This window comes from Paracidovorax cattleyae (assembly GCF_900104515.1).
Classification (GTDB): domain Bacteria; phylum Pseudomonadota; class Gammaproteobacteria; order Burkholderiales; family Burkholderiaceae_C; genus Paracidovorax; species Paracidovorax cattleyae.
On record NZ_FNJL01000017.1, the window covers coordinates 99,669 to 113,806 of the forward strand.

The window sequence follows — 14,138 nt, forward strand, 5'->3', positions numbered from 1 at the left end:
ATGGATGAAGCGGATGTCAGGCAGAAAGCACGCGCCTTTGTGGCAAAGGTCGATGTGTCCGGCATCCGAGAGGACCTCACACCCTATGTGATCGCGGCCAACGCCAAGGTCAAGAAGGATGAGCTTTGCGAGGGCGAGTCAGGCTACACGATCACCAAGCCGAACGGCAAACATGTCATCACAGTGAATTCGTTGGAGACAGAAGAACGCCAGCGCTTCACCATTTGCCACGAAATCGCACATATCGTCTTGGCCCTGGAGTCGAGCCACGATGAGGTTCCGTCCTGGTCCTATGCTAAGCGACACCCGAACGAAATCGCCTGTGACACCTTCGCTGCTGAACTGCTAATGCCGTATCAGCAATGGCTATCGCTTGTGCCCAAAGAAGAGCCCTCGTTGGAACTGATCCAGCGCATGGCAGACTTGTTCAACACGTCATTCCCCGCCGCAGCGTCACGGTTTGCGTCCCTCAGCGACATCCCGTGCGCCTTTGTCACCATGGAACGCGGTGTCGTGCGCTATGCAGCACGGTCCACCAGTTTGCGAAACGCTGGGGCTTGGATATCTCCCAGATCTGCTATCCCTGTCGGCTCTGTGGCTCACCGCCTCCGTTCTTCGGGCAACAGTGCTGCCGACACGGATGAAGTTGCACAAGATATCTGGTTCGAAAATTGGGAAAAGGGGCTCGACCTATGGGAGCTCTCCAGGCACTACGCACGTACGGATACCACGACGTCGCTGTTGTGGTTCGACATTGAAGACTTGCCTGAGGTCGAGGTGAACCGCTTCGGTGTTCGCGTCGAGGACGATGGCGGCTTGGCGGAACTTACGGGGCAATTAGCTTGGCCAAGGCGAAGCAAGCGTCGTTAGTAGAACTGGCGTCCCTAGAGCGTGTTATGAACTTTGTTCCTCGGCGAGGAAGTCAAAGGTAGAGTCTGCGGATGCCCCGCAAGCCCTACCCGACGGATGTCAGCGATGAAGAATGGAGCTTCGCTGCGCCCTACTTGAGTCTGATGAACCAGCGCGCCCCCCAGCGCGAGCACGATCTGCGCGAAGTCTTCGACGCGCTGCGCTGGCTGGTGCGCGCAGGCGCGCCTTGGCGGATGCTGCCCAACGATCTACCTCCTTGGGAGGCGGTTTACCAGCAAACCCGACGCGGGCTGGAAGCGGGCTGCTTCGAGGCGATGGTGTCAGATCTGCGCTCGATCATCCGCGTGGCGCAAGGGCGCCAGGGACAGCCCAGCGCCATGGTGATGGATGGGCGGACATTGCAGTCGAGCTGCGAGAGCGGACCGCGTGCGGGTTACGACGGCTACAAGCGCAAGCGGGGCAGCAAGGTTCACATGGCCGTGGATACCCTGGGGCACCTGCTGGCGGTGCATATCACGCCAGCCAACGAACAGGAAAGAGCGCAGGTGCAGCGTCTGTGCGAAGACGTACAGCAGGCCACAGGCCACTCGGTGAAGCTGGGCTGGGCGGACCAGGGCTACACGGGCGAGGTGGCAGCAGAGGCTGCAAGGGACAACGGCATCGATCTGCAGATCGTGAAGCTGCCTGAAGCGAAAAAGGGCTTCGTGCTGCTGCCCCGGCGCTGGGTGGTGGAGCGCAGCTTCGGCTGGCTGGCGAGATTTCGCAGACTCACTCGGGACTATGAGCGATTACCCGAAGTGCTCTGCGGGCTGCATTTCATGGTCTTTGCCGTGCTCATGTTGCCCGCAGCCGCACGGGTGCTGGCTGCGGCGGGAAGTTCATAACACGCTCTAATACTTGCTACTGTTTACTCGGCTCGCCGCAGATTACCGCATAGGCCTTCTAGAGCATATCGCGCAAAAGCGTGGCGCTTGTACCAAACATTAGGCCACAGGCAGCTTCCCTTCGGCATGCACAATTTTTTAAGCACAGTTGTAGTACATGCATTTGACACATTTTCATTGATCATCTGAAGTCATGGCTTGCAGAAGATCTCCCAATCTTTCTCGCTGCACCGCCTCAGTCACCTGTTCCGATGAAAATACTTCTTCAATAGCAATTTTGGCACGCGCAGCGCCGCCCGCCGTCTTAGTCCACATTGTTTTGCGCAGGTGCTCTTTCGACTCATCCCTCAGATTAGCTGAAGTCCCATCGTAAAGACGTAGCACGGCGAGTTCTGGAATACGCCCTCCAATCGGTGGATCCAGACATGCCAGACCAAAAACCGGGCCATCGCCTCCACCAGGCCGACGCAGGAATGCTAAGCACAGGCCATAGGAAGAAATTGCCTTTGTGGGCAGTGCGTCAGTTTCCGAGTAGCTCGCAATATGTCCGCCATCGAAGCGGACTGAAACCCACCCGTCCATATACAATTTGCAAATGAGGCACCCTAGGATAGGAGGTAGTTCGGCGAGCACTCTTTCCCAATCGACTACTACCTCTACTCCCGGGGCAGGTGCACCTTGTACACCTCCCAGGGAGGCGGCCTCGGGCAATTCTGAAGCCGCCGCGGCCGTAATAGAGGACGGGCGTTCGGCGCCTCGGAGCAATCTTTTATTGAGGAGATCAGGAAAAGCGGGCATTCGCTGGTAATGTCCAGTCTCCACACGTAGTTGCTTACCCCGTTCTATTGGCCGCGTTGCCAATGTCAGGGGATTTTTCGACTTCGCCCTTGCGGCAACATTAATCTTGCGTGCCGAGGTTGCAGACGCTCCATTGAGGTCTTCTCGCTCATTACGGTAATGTATGAAAAGCGTGTGATAGGGGAAGGGGTAGGAGCATGACTCCAACTCTTGCACAAAAAAGGTTCTCTCCTCCCCTTGCTCACTCCACCACCCCCGAGCATGGAGGTTCGTAGTCCCAGCGATGGGAAATCCCATTTTTGGATACCATGCAATATTGTTTTGACACGCCAGTGTGCCTGAAACAATAAGCTGATTGAGAGCATGAGTTGCCGCCGGATCAAATGCGATCCGAGCAATAATTGGCGCGGCTTCTCGCGGAAAGCCTTTCGGCATTTCGACATTCGCAACACCGGTGTCAGATCGAATATTGCAGCCCGCCACAAGCTCTCGCCGAGCCAGCGCTCCCGAGAAAATTTGCTTTAACAATGCTCCCGACGTACCGAAGTAGAAGCGAACGATTTCAGTCGATGGCACCAACAGATACGTCCGCTCCCGTACCTTGACCCGCACAACAAATGATTTAGTGTGCTGCTTGTAGCCGTCAAATTGGGAGAAGGGAATGGCGAACTTTGCCAGCTCATGCGGGTTGGTCGCCAGGTTTCTGCCAACGGCAAACAGCTCGGTCGTCGTGTTGTCAACGCGAAGGTTGATGAAGGCCTCAGTAGTTACCTGTTCCGGTTGCTCACGAACGCCTTCAACCCAGAGATCGCCCACACGCAATTCTGACAAGTAAGCCACTGGAAGCTCTACCATCCGCTGCTCGGATTTTCCACCAAACCGCTTGGCCAAGTTCCAGTCAGAGACGGCGACGCGTATGCGCCGCTCTTGGTCTCCTACGATGTCACCTAGCCAGTCGATGTGGCTTCGTACACCTGGGCCACGATCAAGCTTCAGTAACTTGATCGGCTGTGGGAAGTACTCCTCACGCTCGCTCATCGCAGATCTCCTGTAATGCAATCGCAGGTCTTCTGCGCAAGGCATCTACGCTTGATATCGCAGCCGTAAGGTAGGCTGCGCGCACAGCGCTGGCAAACCGATTTCCAAATGAGGTGTCACCCATTGGCCTACCTGTGTGGCAAGACAGGAAGAGCCGGGAGCAGTGACTGGCCCCGGGTATGCGAGGCCGCACCTTTTCAACGTGCCACCAAAGATGATCACTGATCTGATCCTCGGCCGTAGGAACAGGTTGATGACCGGGATGCTTCAGAACATCTGGTCGGGGGAGCCGGTCTGCAGCCTGGTCCAGGGTCATGGCGGCGAGTTCGACCATGCTCATGCCCAACACTCGCACCATGGAGATGGCGAGCTTGTCCTGCAGCAGCGCGAGACGAGTCTTGGGATCGGCCGTGCTGCCAACCGCGTGATCGAGCGATATCAGCAGACTTTCGTATGCTTCGTTGCTCACTTGGCTACGGTAAAAGCTTGAACTTGTGCCCTTGGGGATATTTGCTCCGAAGTGCTCTTTGGCCAAGGCAAGCGAGACCTTCCCGACCTTCACGTCCAGTGCCCTAGCGATCCCGGCAAGTTCCTCGTGGGTGTGATGCCTCGTTCGCTGCATGCGAAGGTCGCAGAACATGGTCTCCAACCACAGCGGCCTTTGCATGCCTCCCCTGGTTCCTACGACCTGCGTGAAGTTCAGTCCTCGTTCTCGCGTGTACCGCAGCGGGTTCGACAGCATTGTCGAGAGTTCATCCATCGCACTCCGCCGCACGGCGATACGCAATTCGTCCACATCACCAGACAGACGCAGGACTTGGCTGACGATGCATTCGGTGAGAGGTCGCAGGCCATCGAAGAACAATACCGAGTGAAGGTCACGAATGCCGGCCCACGCGAGGTGGCCCAGTTGCGCCGCGTCGAGCAGCGTCGATGTCCAAGCGACCAGGGCTGCCTTAGCCTTCTGTGGCACATGTTTGCGCATGTCGTAACCGCATGCCGAGCACAGGGCCAGCAGGCCGCGTCGCGGTGCATACCCGTCGCGGCCCACGTCGATTCGGTGAGGCATGAAAGCTGCAGAACATCGAGGGCAAGCATCAATAAGCTCGCACTGATGAACAGAGCAAACTGTGATGAATGACAGCCTCCACGCACGCCTGTAATAGGGCTCACGATCGCTTGACAAGCACAGGGAGCAACATGCAAGTCCAGCACGTCGGCGTACGCGGTGAAACACGCCCAAATGCGTGAGCCACCTTGAATTCCCGTTGAGCGTGACTTTTCCACTCACATAGCCTTCGTAGGCATGCAGTGTTGCCGCAGAGATCTGCGGGTCAGAGGCCGCCGTGGCTTCGCGCAGCGAGCGTCGGAGTTCCTCGCCAGCCCACCTGTCGACGTCGCGGTTCCAAAGCGGTTTGTCGCGACCAACAAACATGAGGCTGAGTTGCTCTGCCTTGTAGCCATGGGCGTGGGCCAGCCGAAGCATCCAGCTACCGAGCAGTTCATCGGGCAGCGGCTTGAAATGATTGGGCCATAGCCTGAGCGGTTTAGAGTCGAGCACCGGCCTCCTCGACGCGTTCGCGCTGTTGCTGCATGCCTTCCACAATCTCGAGCGTGATCGCCTCCTCTCCCATTTGCAGAGCCTTAATCGCCGCGTCGCGAACAACTCGTGCGATGCCGCCAATCGTCTGCTCTGACATGCCAAGAATCGCTCGAGCCATCGCCTTTCCGGCGAGCGTTGACTTCTCTCGCAAGGGAAGCAGCATTTCGAACTGGGTCAATAACAGCCTGAAGTCATCGTCCATATCCCATCGTGTCAGAGGACGCACTTCGAAGCGGCTCTTCATCTCCGAGGCCGCAAGAAGGATGTCCCGGGCCACGGCCGTCCCTGCTGCAACGATAGACACACTGGACTCGTTCGACAGGTACTTGAACGTGTTCAACACAGCTTCTCTGCGATGAATAGGCCCTGCGAGGATTGAATGAATCTCATCGATGAGAAGAATCCGGGTTCCGCATGCTTTCAATTGGTCAAGAACAAGCTGTAGCTTACGGCTGTCCGTCGCTGAGCGCTGAGGCTGAATGTTGAAAGCGTGTAGTGTCCTATCGAGAAACAGCCGGTTGTCAGGCGTAGGCGGCGCTTGTATGAACACGACGGGCGCGAAAGTCGTGTCGCCCGTCGGCCGCTCGTCCGAGAGGTGACGCAGCCGGAACTCCTTCAGGATGTGCGTCTTGCCATTATTAGAGCGCCCAACGATCAGCAGATTGGGAGGCCGAGTGGTTTTCGGGAGTACCAGCAGTTCCTCCATTTCTTGGAGCAGGGAATCTGCGCTCGGGTAGGGCACGAACACGTTCTTTTTTATGTGTTCGATCCGTGCCTCAACACTGCTTTCGAGAAGCTCCTTCGCCTTTAGTGACAGTACCCGCTCAGTGCTCATGAAGCCTCCCGTACTCCGATTAAAAGGTCGATGCTTGGCACCGGCAGATTCTCGTCGTCTTCAGTATCCGTGACAGGTGTGACCTTCTTCGGCCTTCGCGTCTCGCCCACTTTCGCCCACTCTCGGCGCTTCTGGGCCTTCCTGTTTGCCGCCTTCTTGAGGGCCGACTCATCCGCGATGATCTTTCTCGCGAGGTCAATGCTGTTGAAGATCAGCACTTCGTTGTTCGTCGGGCTGCCTTGATCCTTCAGCATCTTCTTCGCCCACGACACCTCCCACAGGCTCACAGGGGCGCGGGAGGCGACGCGATACGGCAACGTGATGTACTCACGCGCACGATCGTCGTAGAACCAGATCTGGTGCAAATCACGTGGGTCGTACCGGCAGACGAAGGTACGGCCTTTTCCATCTGGCGTCTTCTCGGCAATGAACCGTTGAATGCGGGGCGAGTACCAATCGATGCTCCAGCTCCTCACGCCATACTGCTGGACCGTCGCTTCGAAGAATGGCAAGAAGTCGATACGGAGACGCTCTGCTTTCTCTGGCGACAGATAGGGAGGAAGCCCTAAGGGCAGTGCTCCGTCGAGGCCCTCCAAGTGAGCTTTGGTCCAGACATCAAGTGGGGCCATCCCATCATTGCCCGCATGTGGAGTCAGGTGGTATCGGCCCAGAAGGTAGATGGCGAACCACTTTTCGAGCCCAGCCCGGGTCAGTACCGCTTTGCCTTCGGAATCGTAGTCCGCTCGCTCCTGGACGTTGGAAAAGGTAGTGCCTGGCAGTTCCTCATGGACTTCCTGCATGAACGTCCTGAACGCCCGCTCCACATGCCCCCCATACCGCGGCTGCCCTTTAACTCGCCTCTCGGGAATGATCGAGTATTCGGCACAAGCCTTTCGCAGCATCTCGCCTCGGAATTCCTTCGCGTTGTCCGTATGGATCGTGCGCATGAAGCCATAGCACGGCCAGGTGAGGTGCTTCTCCAGCCCACGTTCCCGGAGCCATTCGTCCTTCGGCAAGATCGACATGCTGATGCACAGTCCCGTCGCCAGCGCGCCGGGGTGATCGATGGACAAAACGAACCCGGTCACCATCTTGCTTCTCACGTCCAGGGCGATGGTCAGGAAAGCACGGCCGATTGGCTTTCGATGAACGTCATCGACGATGATCACGTCCATCGGCGTGTGGTCGATTTGAATGACGGCGTAGGGAAACTGAGCGTTAGGAAAGGAGCCCAGAAGCGGCGCATGGGTTTCTTCCGAGCGCTTCCGGGAGTACCGGCGAGCCTCGACCGTGGCGCCATCGAGCCGGTGGATGATGCTCCGCACCGTAGTCTGCGTCGGCGTACCTAGATTGGCAGCCTTGCAAGCTCGATCGATCTCCTTCCAAACACTGGCCACAGACTTTCTGTTCTGGCTCAGATAGTGCTTTTCGATGCCTTCATTCACGATGGACATCACCTGCGCAGACAAGCGAGGCACGCCGACGTCGCTGCGGCGCTTTCTCAGCAACGATGAAATGCGACCACTCGCCTTGTAGGCAGCGAGCAGGCGGTACACCGAAGAAGAACTTAGGCCGAGCACGCTTGCTACCTTTTTGATCTCTGCCACGGTGCGGTCAGCGGGCTTCAACTGCAGAAGCACATGGAGATTTCTATAGATTTCGAACGCTCTGTTCCAGGCTTCGTCTTCGATGCAGTCGAGGTCTTCTACGCGAACTGGATCGTTAGCCTGAACGGTGCTTTGAAGATCCGAGACGTTGCAGACAAGGTGCTTTCCTTCGTTGTCTGTGACGACGACGCTGGTGAGATCCACAAAGTCCAAAACGGTGTAGGCAATGCCGCTCTTGACGACGGCGCTACCTGCTCGGATGTGTGGCGCGACCCTGCTCACGAGACGCGGCCTTCCGTAGAGAAGATGGTGGAATGCGTGACCGGTGACGAGTCATCAAAGACGATGCGCTGGCGGGCGACTAACGACCAAAACGTCCAGATCGTTTGGGCACGTCGTTCCATCGACCACGTTGCCGCCACCATGTCGATGAGCTGCCCATGGGTGCTCTCGCCTCGATCTTCGAGCGCTCGAAGCAACTGCGCGGCCAAATCTGCCGGATAGTCAGCATTGCGATATCGCCACAGGAACTGGATGTTCTCCAACCTTGTGGTGCGAATATCGCTTTCATCAAGGACCGCAAAACGCCACCCTCGCTCTTCGCAGTACCCCTGGGCCGCTCGGAATTTATGCCTCAGCTCCTGCCAGTTCTTGGCAAGTTCGCGTCGGTACTTGACCTCGCATAGCAGCGGCGTCGGATGGTTGCCGGCTTGCTTTTTGAACACCACCAAAACGTCAGGCGTGTAGCGCCTGGCTTGCCCTGGTGAGACCTCATACTCGATGGTCACGGGCTGAGCCGCGTACCAATCGATCTCGTCGTGGTCCCATGCAAGCTGCATGAACAGATCTCTCTCCAGCGCAGATTCGAACTCCTGATCGCCGAGCCGGCCGGTGATGCTTCGTGTTGAGATCGGAATGCGGCGGACGGATTGCGGGCGGAGCACGGGAATGAGCCAGGCAGAAGGATTGACCTTAGTTTTCTCGATAAGGCACGTAAAAGCAAAGACTTTTGCCGAGCACATTCTCACCGACAAAACCAGGCCTCCGCCCTTGAACAATCACACAAAGAACTATCGCGATGAAGGGCCGATACAAAGTAACGAATCGGCAGCGCCGTTGCTTAGGACATCAGGGTCTTAGCGAAAAACGCGAGGTTCTGGTGACTGGATCACAACACGAATTTATCTCTAGTGAAATACCAAAACCACCGTGGCAGAGATCAGCAAGACCACACAGTCATGTATGAATTAGTGCACCTTGATCTTGGGTGATCAAGGTGCTGATCACCGGTTCACGCGGCCACGCGAGACTGAGGTAGCAGCTCGCACTCTGGAGGCCGCTACTTGGCTCTGGGGGGGAGCCAGCAGATCTCTCACGTCGATCGGAAAGGCGCCAGCGATCTGATGAAGCATCGTCAGCGTGGGGTTGGCCTGGCCAGATTCGATCCTGCTCATGTATGTCCGGAAGAGGCCGCTTCGGTCGGACAACTCTTCCTGCGTGAGCCCATGTTCGACACGTAATTCCTTGATCCGCAGGCCCAAGCTCTTACGTGGATCGAGTTCGACCTTTTTCTTCTTGGCAACGGTGGACGGGCTCTGCGGCGGCACGTCCAAGACTCTCCGCTAGGTATACTCTTTCATACACACACTAATTCGTACATTCAACATACAACAGGGAAAACAATGCAGCTAAAACAGTGGCAGCAGAGAGTGGTTCGCGACGAGTTGGTCGAATTTGGTCCCAGCAGGCAGGAAGCCAACGCTACCCAATTCAGTTACTTGGAATTCCGCAGCGAAGGGAGGGTCCGGAACGTCACGGTCTTCGATGACATGCTCTCAAAGTTGAGAGAAACACAGAATGTCGGTGACGCCCTGTTCTACTTGCTGGAAGGTCAGAATGTGCGAACAGCTGACGCCTCGACCGCATTGATCGCCGTCGGCCGCGAAGGAGGGCCAACGTTCGGTATTGATCTGAAAAGCCGAGGCTCGGATAGCACGATGGCAGACACAGATCGGGCCCGCAGAACAGGCAAACTGCTCCAGTGGGCAGGCGCCGCGCTCGTGCTGCTTGGGATTCCGCTTGTGCTGGTGTTCATCGGCATCTTGATGATCGGTGGTGGCATAGTGCTTTGGCGAACCGGCAAGAAGATCGCGACCGGCATGGAGTACCAGATGGAAATGCTTGAACAGTGCTCCGCGATGTTGGCCCGCATTCCTGGCGTCCGCCTCATCTAGAGCGAGGCGTTGCAGCTTGACCCCCCTCTAGACGTCGCGCCTCGCGCTCGCTACTCTCTGCCTGCAACTGAGCACATGTGATGTCCTTCTCGTCTTCCTTTCTCATACGCCGCTCCATCGCGATTCGTGATGTGCTGATGCGCGCGTGAGAAATTGGTTGGCCTCACCCTCGTCAGCACCTTCCCACGGTGCTGGCGGTGTCCGTAGACAGGACATGGCGGCGCCTTCGACCAAGGACTTGGCTCAATGCTTCTCACCGCCAACATCTCATTCGACTTTGCCTCGCCTGGCAAGCTCAGCACCTATCTCGCGGCACATCCGCCTTGCGTGATCGCGTCCGTACTTGGCGAGGCGATGGAGGCCGTGCATGCAAAGCGATGACGCACTGGTCTCCTTTGATGAAGTAATGAAGGATCCAGGTTACGAGCGCGCCTTTGCGCTCTTCAGCGGGACGCTGAATTGCCAAGAGCGACCTCGACCCGACATCCATGCCGCGATGCTGCGTCTCGTGGATCAGGCACTGATTTCCCAGATAAGCCAAGCTGTATCAACGGCATGGAGGGCCGGAAGAAAGATCTGGCTGACTGCAGATCTGCACCTCGGTCACAAGAACGTGCTGTCCTACTGCGCTCGGCCTTTTTTGAACGTGCAGGACATGGATGAAGCCCTGTCCTGGCAGCTCGGCAAGGTCGGCTCGGATGACTGGTTGGTAATCGTGGGAGACGTGGCCATGGGCGATCACACCTTGTGCTTTCCGGTACTTCGCCGAGTGCCGGGTAGAAAGGTGCTGGTCGTCGGCAACCATGACATCACTCGTGCCGGCCTGTGCCACTACAAGGATGCACGACACGACGATGGTTCGCATCTGTTTGAAGCTGTAGTGCCCTTCCTCTACTGGTCCGGCCATTGTGGCCAGCCAGTCGTGGTCAGCCACTATCCCCTCAAGCCGATGGATGCGCCTGAGGGCGTCACTGGCGATGGGCATGAGCCAGAGCTTCCGCTCTTGAACTACCACGGGCATCTCCACCGGGATCTTCTTCCTCACGGCCCGTCTGTTCAATACATCAACGTTGGCTGGGACGTGACTCAGGGACTGGTGTGCCTGTAAGAGGCACTTCCGCAAGACAGACCAGGCGCGGCGCACAGGAGGTGAACTGTATGAGCGAGAACACTGCAAGACGCGACAACCTGCTCGATAGTTTGAGCTGGCTTACTAGTTCAGAAGGACGTAAAGCTTTCGCCGATCGATTACGGGGGACTTTCCGGGTCAACTTCGACCATGAGGACCCTAGCCGAGCATGGATAACGCTGCCGGACGAAACGGTGGTCCATGGCCGGCTGTTGGAGGACGGGCAACTCGTGCCTGACAAGGCTGAGGACGCCGGTAAGATCGCGTCTTTAAATAGGCCTCTGAAATCTATGAAGAGTTTGAAAAGCTTACTTGCCGAGCAGGAGGCGCTGGACGCCGAAATTGCGAGGCAGAAGAAACGTGCTGCCGCCGACGCATTGGCCCAAATCCACGGCTTGATCGCAGAGTTCGGTTTCACCGCTCAGCAGGTGTTCCCCTGGCGGCCTGCCGTAAAGAAGGTCACTGCCAAATACCTGAATCCGAATACAGGTGCTACCTGGACCGGCAGAGGTAAGCCACCGGCTTGGATTGCCGGAAAGGATCGTGAGCAGTTTTTGGTGGAGAAACCCGTTACCGAAACACCTCAACAAGGTCCGTTCCTTGCTGAGATGGCCGCCGCGGCAGCACGTCGAGAGAACCGATGACCGGGTAAATTGAGGGGTGGAGGATGATGGTCCAATTTGCAAGAAAACGGCGTATTAAAGCTCGGACAAGCGCATCGATTTTTGCAGAGCCCGCCGACGCGCTTAGCATTCTGGACTAGACCATCACAACGCGAAGGAAGCAAAAGCCTTCCGTCAATGTTGAACTGTTGGCTTTGAAAGCGGAGGGCCTTGACTCCAGCCTCTACCTAGATTTACTTTCGATTCTTTCTGAAGCTTCGACAAGAGCTCATCCTTCGCTTGGCGACGCTTAGCCTCCAACTTTTGGTGACTTCGGAACGCACGAATTTGAAAGTCCCAATGATTTGATAGCATGTACGCATAAAGAGCGCCTGCGGCTGCGCCTGCGCTGCAGAGGACCATCCAGTGCCATACGGGGCCAATAAGCTGATTCGACACTGCGGGCATTGAGCCGAGTAGGGCCATCACAGCACACCAAGCAGCCCACATGGTTGATTTGCTCCGATGTTTGGTCACTAGGGCTTCAAAGGCTTGATAAGCCTGAGCAGACATTTGCTCCGTCTCGACCGCCTCATCCAGGCGGTCACGCATAGCCCAGACAGCTGTGGCGCAAATCATGCAAAAAGGCGTCATCATTCCAGACAGCCAAGCCAGGATTTTTACACTATCGATGAGACTCCATGCCAATTGCCCTCCACCAACACCGATGCAGAGCAACGTGGGAAGTGTGACGACGCGGGGGACTGCTAGCCAAGCAATCAGCCGGCTGGTAGCTCGTCTGTTGTGACCTTGCTGAGCAGCCATTGCCGCATTCCTTCATAGACCTCGGATGGACTGAACTGCCCATCATAGGCCGTGAGCGAGATTTTACCGTCAAGTTTCAGGTCACCCCCACGGATCGTACCCCCATCTTTGAGGTGGATTCGTGTGTCAAGATCGTCCGTGTTCCTAAGGGCAACTCCCAAGGTGTCCATGAGTGCTTGTCCATCCTCCGTGGTGTTCCGCTTGTAGCGCAACGTCACGCTCATCTGGATGTTAGATCCAGCCAGCTTGGCGAAATCGATACGTGCGGCCTGACTGGGGCTGAAGAGCTTTTTAAGCGCTGCCAAAACGCCGAAGTCATCATCATCAACAGTTGACGTGACCAACGAAATTTGGTCTACGCGCTGTGTGGGGGCAACAGCTACTGCCGGGCCCACTGGTGGCTGGTCTCCTGGTGCTGCTCTCGCTACCGCACTGGGAGGCAGGACTTCGCCGTCTAACTTGATCGCCCGCACCCCTTTACCGGCTTCCATCCTTTGCCTGACAGTAGTCGAAGGCGTATCAATCAACTGGAATGTATTAGTACCCGCAAGTACTTCGGCACCATGAAGAAGCCATCGAAGGTATGACTCCAATTGAGGCGACTTCAAAGCTTGCGACTGCATAAGAACCATGTGATTATCGACGATCCCGAAATACATCATCGACTCCAAAAACTCCCTTCTTTTACCATCTTCGGTCGAGGGGACAGCCAGTTTTTCAATTTGAACATCAAAGGCTTGGTCATCATCAATAACGCAGAGTGAATCAGTACCCGGCGTATAAGTCATCAACGCGCCAAAGACAAAACCATCAGTCTCGCATACAGCCGATCCAATCGCATGAAAAACGGGATTATCAGCATCCGCCACGTTCATGCGCCGACCACCCCAGGTGGACCTTCTTTGCAGAGCCGCCTCAACTAAGGTCTTCAAATTTTGCCCGGGAATGGGCACGTGAAACTTCACGCGTTTATAGAGAACCGCTTTTTGAATGCTTTTTGCTTTACTCACAACTCCTCCATTCTTTCCAGAATAATTTCCGAATCCCTCTCATCAACCATAGCCCTCTCCTCATTCCAATGCATCAACGAAGCTCCTGTTTTTGAAAGATCTTTGAAAATCTTTGATACAAATTTTTATTCAGAAAGCTTTTCAACTCTTCCTTACAACTCTATCATCGCGCCCGTTTCGACTCAACCAAGCGGCCGCCGAGGGGGCAGCCGCCATCTAAAAAATGACACGCCGCGTCACCATCCGGACGCCCCTGGGAGAGCAACTGCATTTGCGGCAGTTGCGGGGCAGCGAGGAGCTGAGCCAGCTTTTCTCCTTCGACATCGATCTGCTCTCCGAGAGTCGCGACATCGATCCCAAGGCGCTGCTGGGCAAGGCGGCGACGGTGGAGATCGAGACGGAGGGCGGCGGCAAGCGGTACCTGGACGGCCTGGTCACGCGCTTCGGCATGCAGGGGCAGGACCATCGCCTCTACTCCTACCACCTGCGCCTGCAGCCCTGGCTGTGGGTGGCCACGCGGCGGCAGGACTTCCGCATCTTCCAGTTCAAGACCGTCCCGCAGATCGTGCAGGAGGTGCTGGGCCGCTACGGCTACCCGCTGCAACTGAAGCTCACGCGCGCCTACCGGGCCTGGGACTACTGCGTGCAGTACGGCGAGAGCGACTTCGACTTCGTCTCGCGGCTGCTGGAGCATGAAGGGGCG

Annotated in this window: 14 protein-coding genes; 7 read left to right on the forward strand and 7 right to left on the reverse strand. The window is 56.7% G+C overall.

The features are described 5' to 3' along the window. Both BLR05_RS15265 and BLR05_RS15270 read left to right on the forward strand, forming a co-directional pair. A complete protein-coding gene (locus BLR05_RS15265; RefSeq protein ID WP_092835657.1) occupies window positions 1-870 on the forward strand; it encodes an ImmA/IrrE family metallo-endopeptidase in 870 nt (289 codons plus the stop codon). 71 nt (window positions 871-941) lie between these two features. Then, a complete protein-coding gene (locus tag BLR05_RS15270; protein ID WP_092835659.1) occupies window positions 942-1,754 on the forward strand; it encodes an IS5 family transposase in 813 nt (270 codons plus the stop codon). A 174-nt stretch (window positions 1,755-1,928) separates the two neighbouring features. Here BLR05_RS15270 and BLR05_RS25935 read toward each other — a convergent pair whose 3' ends face one another. From BLR05_RS25935 to BLR05_RS15295, 6 genes are all read right to left on the reverse strand, one after another. Next, entirely contained in the window at window positions 1,929-3,590 is a 1,662-nt protein-coding gene (locus BLR05_RS25935; protein WP_143015922.1) for a hypothetical protein, read from the reverse strand. Continuing rightward, window positions 3,577-5,151, reverse strand: a complete 1,575-nt coding sequence (locus BLR05_RS15275) for a TniQ family protein (RefSeq protein ID WP_143015923.1) — start codon at window positions 5,149-5,151, stop codon at window positions 3,577-3,579. Before BLR05_RS15275 ends, BLR05_RS25935 begins: the two co-directional genes overlap by 14 nt. Continuing rightward, a complete protein-coding gene (locus tag BLR05_RS15280) occupies window positions 5,138-6,028 on the reverse strand; it encodes a TniB family NTP-binding protein (protein WP_092835663.1) in 891 nt (296 codons plus the stop codon). Before BLR05_RS15280 ends, BLR05_RS15275 begins: the two co-directional genes overlap by 14 nt. Next, the gene (locus BLR05_RS15285) at window positions 6,025-7,917 is read right to left on the reverse strand and encodes a TnsB C-terminal domain-containing protein (protein ID WP_092835665.1); all 1,893 of its coding nucleotides are present in this window, start codon (window positions 7,915-7,917) and stop codon (window positions 6,025-6,027) included. Before BLR05_RS15285 ends, BLR05_RS15280 begins: the two co-directional genes overlap by 4 nt. Further along, a complete protein-coding gene (locus tag BLR05_RS15290; RefSeq protein WP_167361272.1) occupies window positions 7,914-8,579 on the reverse strand; it encodes a TnsA endonuclease N-terminal domain-containing protein in 666 nt (221 codons plus the stop codon). The genes BLR05_RS15285 and BLR05_RS15290 overlap by 4 nt, the downstream gene beginning before the upstream one ends. Before the next feature lie 339 nt (window positions 8,580-8,918). Continuing rightward, complete coding sequence (locus BLR05_RS15295) at window positions 8,919-9,242, reverse strand: helix-turn-helix domain-containing protein (protein WP_244160108.1); 324 nt, start codon at window positions 9,240-9,242, stop codon at window positions 8,919-8,921. A 75-nt stretch (window positions 9,243-9,317) separates the two neighbouring features. Between BLR05_RS15295 and BLR05_RS15300 the strand changes: the two genes are divergently transcribed. The 4 genes from BLR05_RS15300 to BLR05_RS27755 all read left to right on the forward strand — a co-directional run bounded on the left by BLR05_RS15300 (window position 9,318) and on the right by BLR05_RS27755 (window position 11,642). Further along, complete coding sequence (locus tag BLR05_RS15300) at window positions 9,318-9,869, forward strand: hypothetical protein (RefSeq protein WP_092835671.1); 552 nt, start codon at window positions 9,318-9,320, stop codon at window positions 9,867-9,869. A 246-nt stretch (window positions 9,870-10,115) separates the two neighbouring features. Further along, window positions 10,116-10,250, forward strand: coding sequence for a hypothetical protein (locus BLR05_RS27505; protein ID WP_279616016.1), 135 nt, complete (start codon window positions 10,116-10,118; stop codon window positions 10,248-10,250). Then, complete coding sequence (locus BLR05_RS25940) at window positions 10,237-10,977, forward strand: metallophosphoesterase family protein (RefSeq protein WP_143015925.1); 741 nt, start codon at window positions 10,237-10,239, stop codon at window positions 10,975-10,977. The genes BLR05_RS27505 and BLR05_RS25940 overlap by 14 nt, the downstream gene beginning before the upstream one ends. A gap of 311 nt (window positions 10,978-11,288) precedes the next feature. After that, window positions 11,289-11,642 carry an H-NS histone family protein gene (locus BLR05_RS27755; protein ID WP_092835675.1) on the forward strand — a complete coding sequence of 118 codons (354 nt, stop codon included), beginning with the start codon at window positions 11,289-11,291 and terminating at the stop codon, window positions 11,640-11,642. A gap of 737 nt (window positions 11,643-12,379) precedes the next feature. Here BLR05_RS27755 and BLR05_RS25950 read toward each other — a convergent pair. Continuing rightward, on the reverse strand, window positions 12,380-13,435 hold the full coding sequence (locus tag BLR05_RS25950; RefSeq protein ID WP_143015927.1) for a hypothetical protein: 1,056 nt from the start codon (window positions 13,433-13,435) through the stop codon (window positions 12,380-12,382). A gap of 223 nt (window positions 13,436-13,658) precedes the next feature. Between BLR05_RS25950 and BLR05_RS15320 the strand changes: the two genes are divergently transcribed. After that, a partial coding sequence (locus BLR05_RS15320) for a type VI secretion system Vgr family protein (protein WP_143015928.1) occupies window positions 13,659-14,138 on the forward strand: 480 nt, incomplete at its 3' end.

Excerpts from the sequence above, each read along its gene's own strand:
- BLR05_RS15265 (WP_092835657.1), top strand. The coding sequence starts at position 1 with ATGGATGAAGCGGATGTCAGGCAGAAAGCACGCGCCTTTGTGGCAAAG.
- BLR05_RS25940 (WP_143015925.1), top strand. The coding sequence starts at position 10,237 with ATGCAAAGCGATGACGCACTGGTCTCCTTTGATGAAGTAATGAAGGAT.
- BLR05_RS27755 (WP_092835675.1), top strand. The coding sequence starts at position 11,289 with ATGAAGAGTTTGAAAAGCTTACTTGCCGAGCAGGAGGCGCTGGACGCC.
- BLR05_RS15280 (WP_092835663.1), bottom strand. The coding sequence starts at position 6,028 with ATGAGCACTGAGCGGGTACTGTCACTAAAGGCGAAGGAGCTTCTCGAA.
- BLR05_RS15270 (WP_092835659.1), top strand. The coding sequence starts at position 942 with ATGCCCCGCAAGCCCTACCCGACGGATGTCAGCGATGAAGAATGGAGC.
- BLR05_RS15300 (WP_092835671.1), top strand. The coding sequence starts at position 9,318 with ATGCAGCTAAAACAGTGGCAGCAGAGAGTGGTTCGCGACGAGTTGGTC.
- BLR05_RS27505 (WP_279616016.1), top strand. The coding sequence starts at position 10,116 with ATGCTTCTCACCGCCAACATCTCATTCGACTTTGCCTCGCCTGGCAAG.
- BLR05_RS25935 (WP_143015922.1), bottom strand. The coding sequence starts at position 3,590 with ATGAGCGAGCGTGAGGAGTACTTCCCACAGCCGATCAAGTTACTGAAG.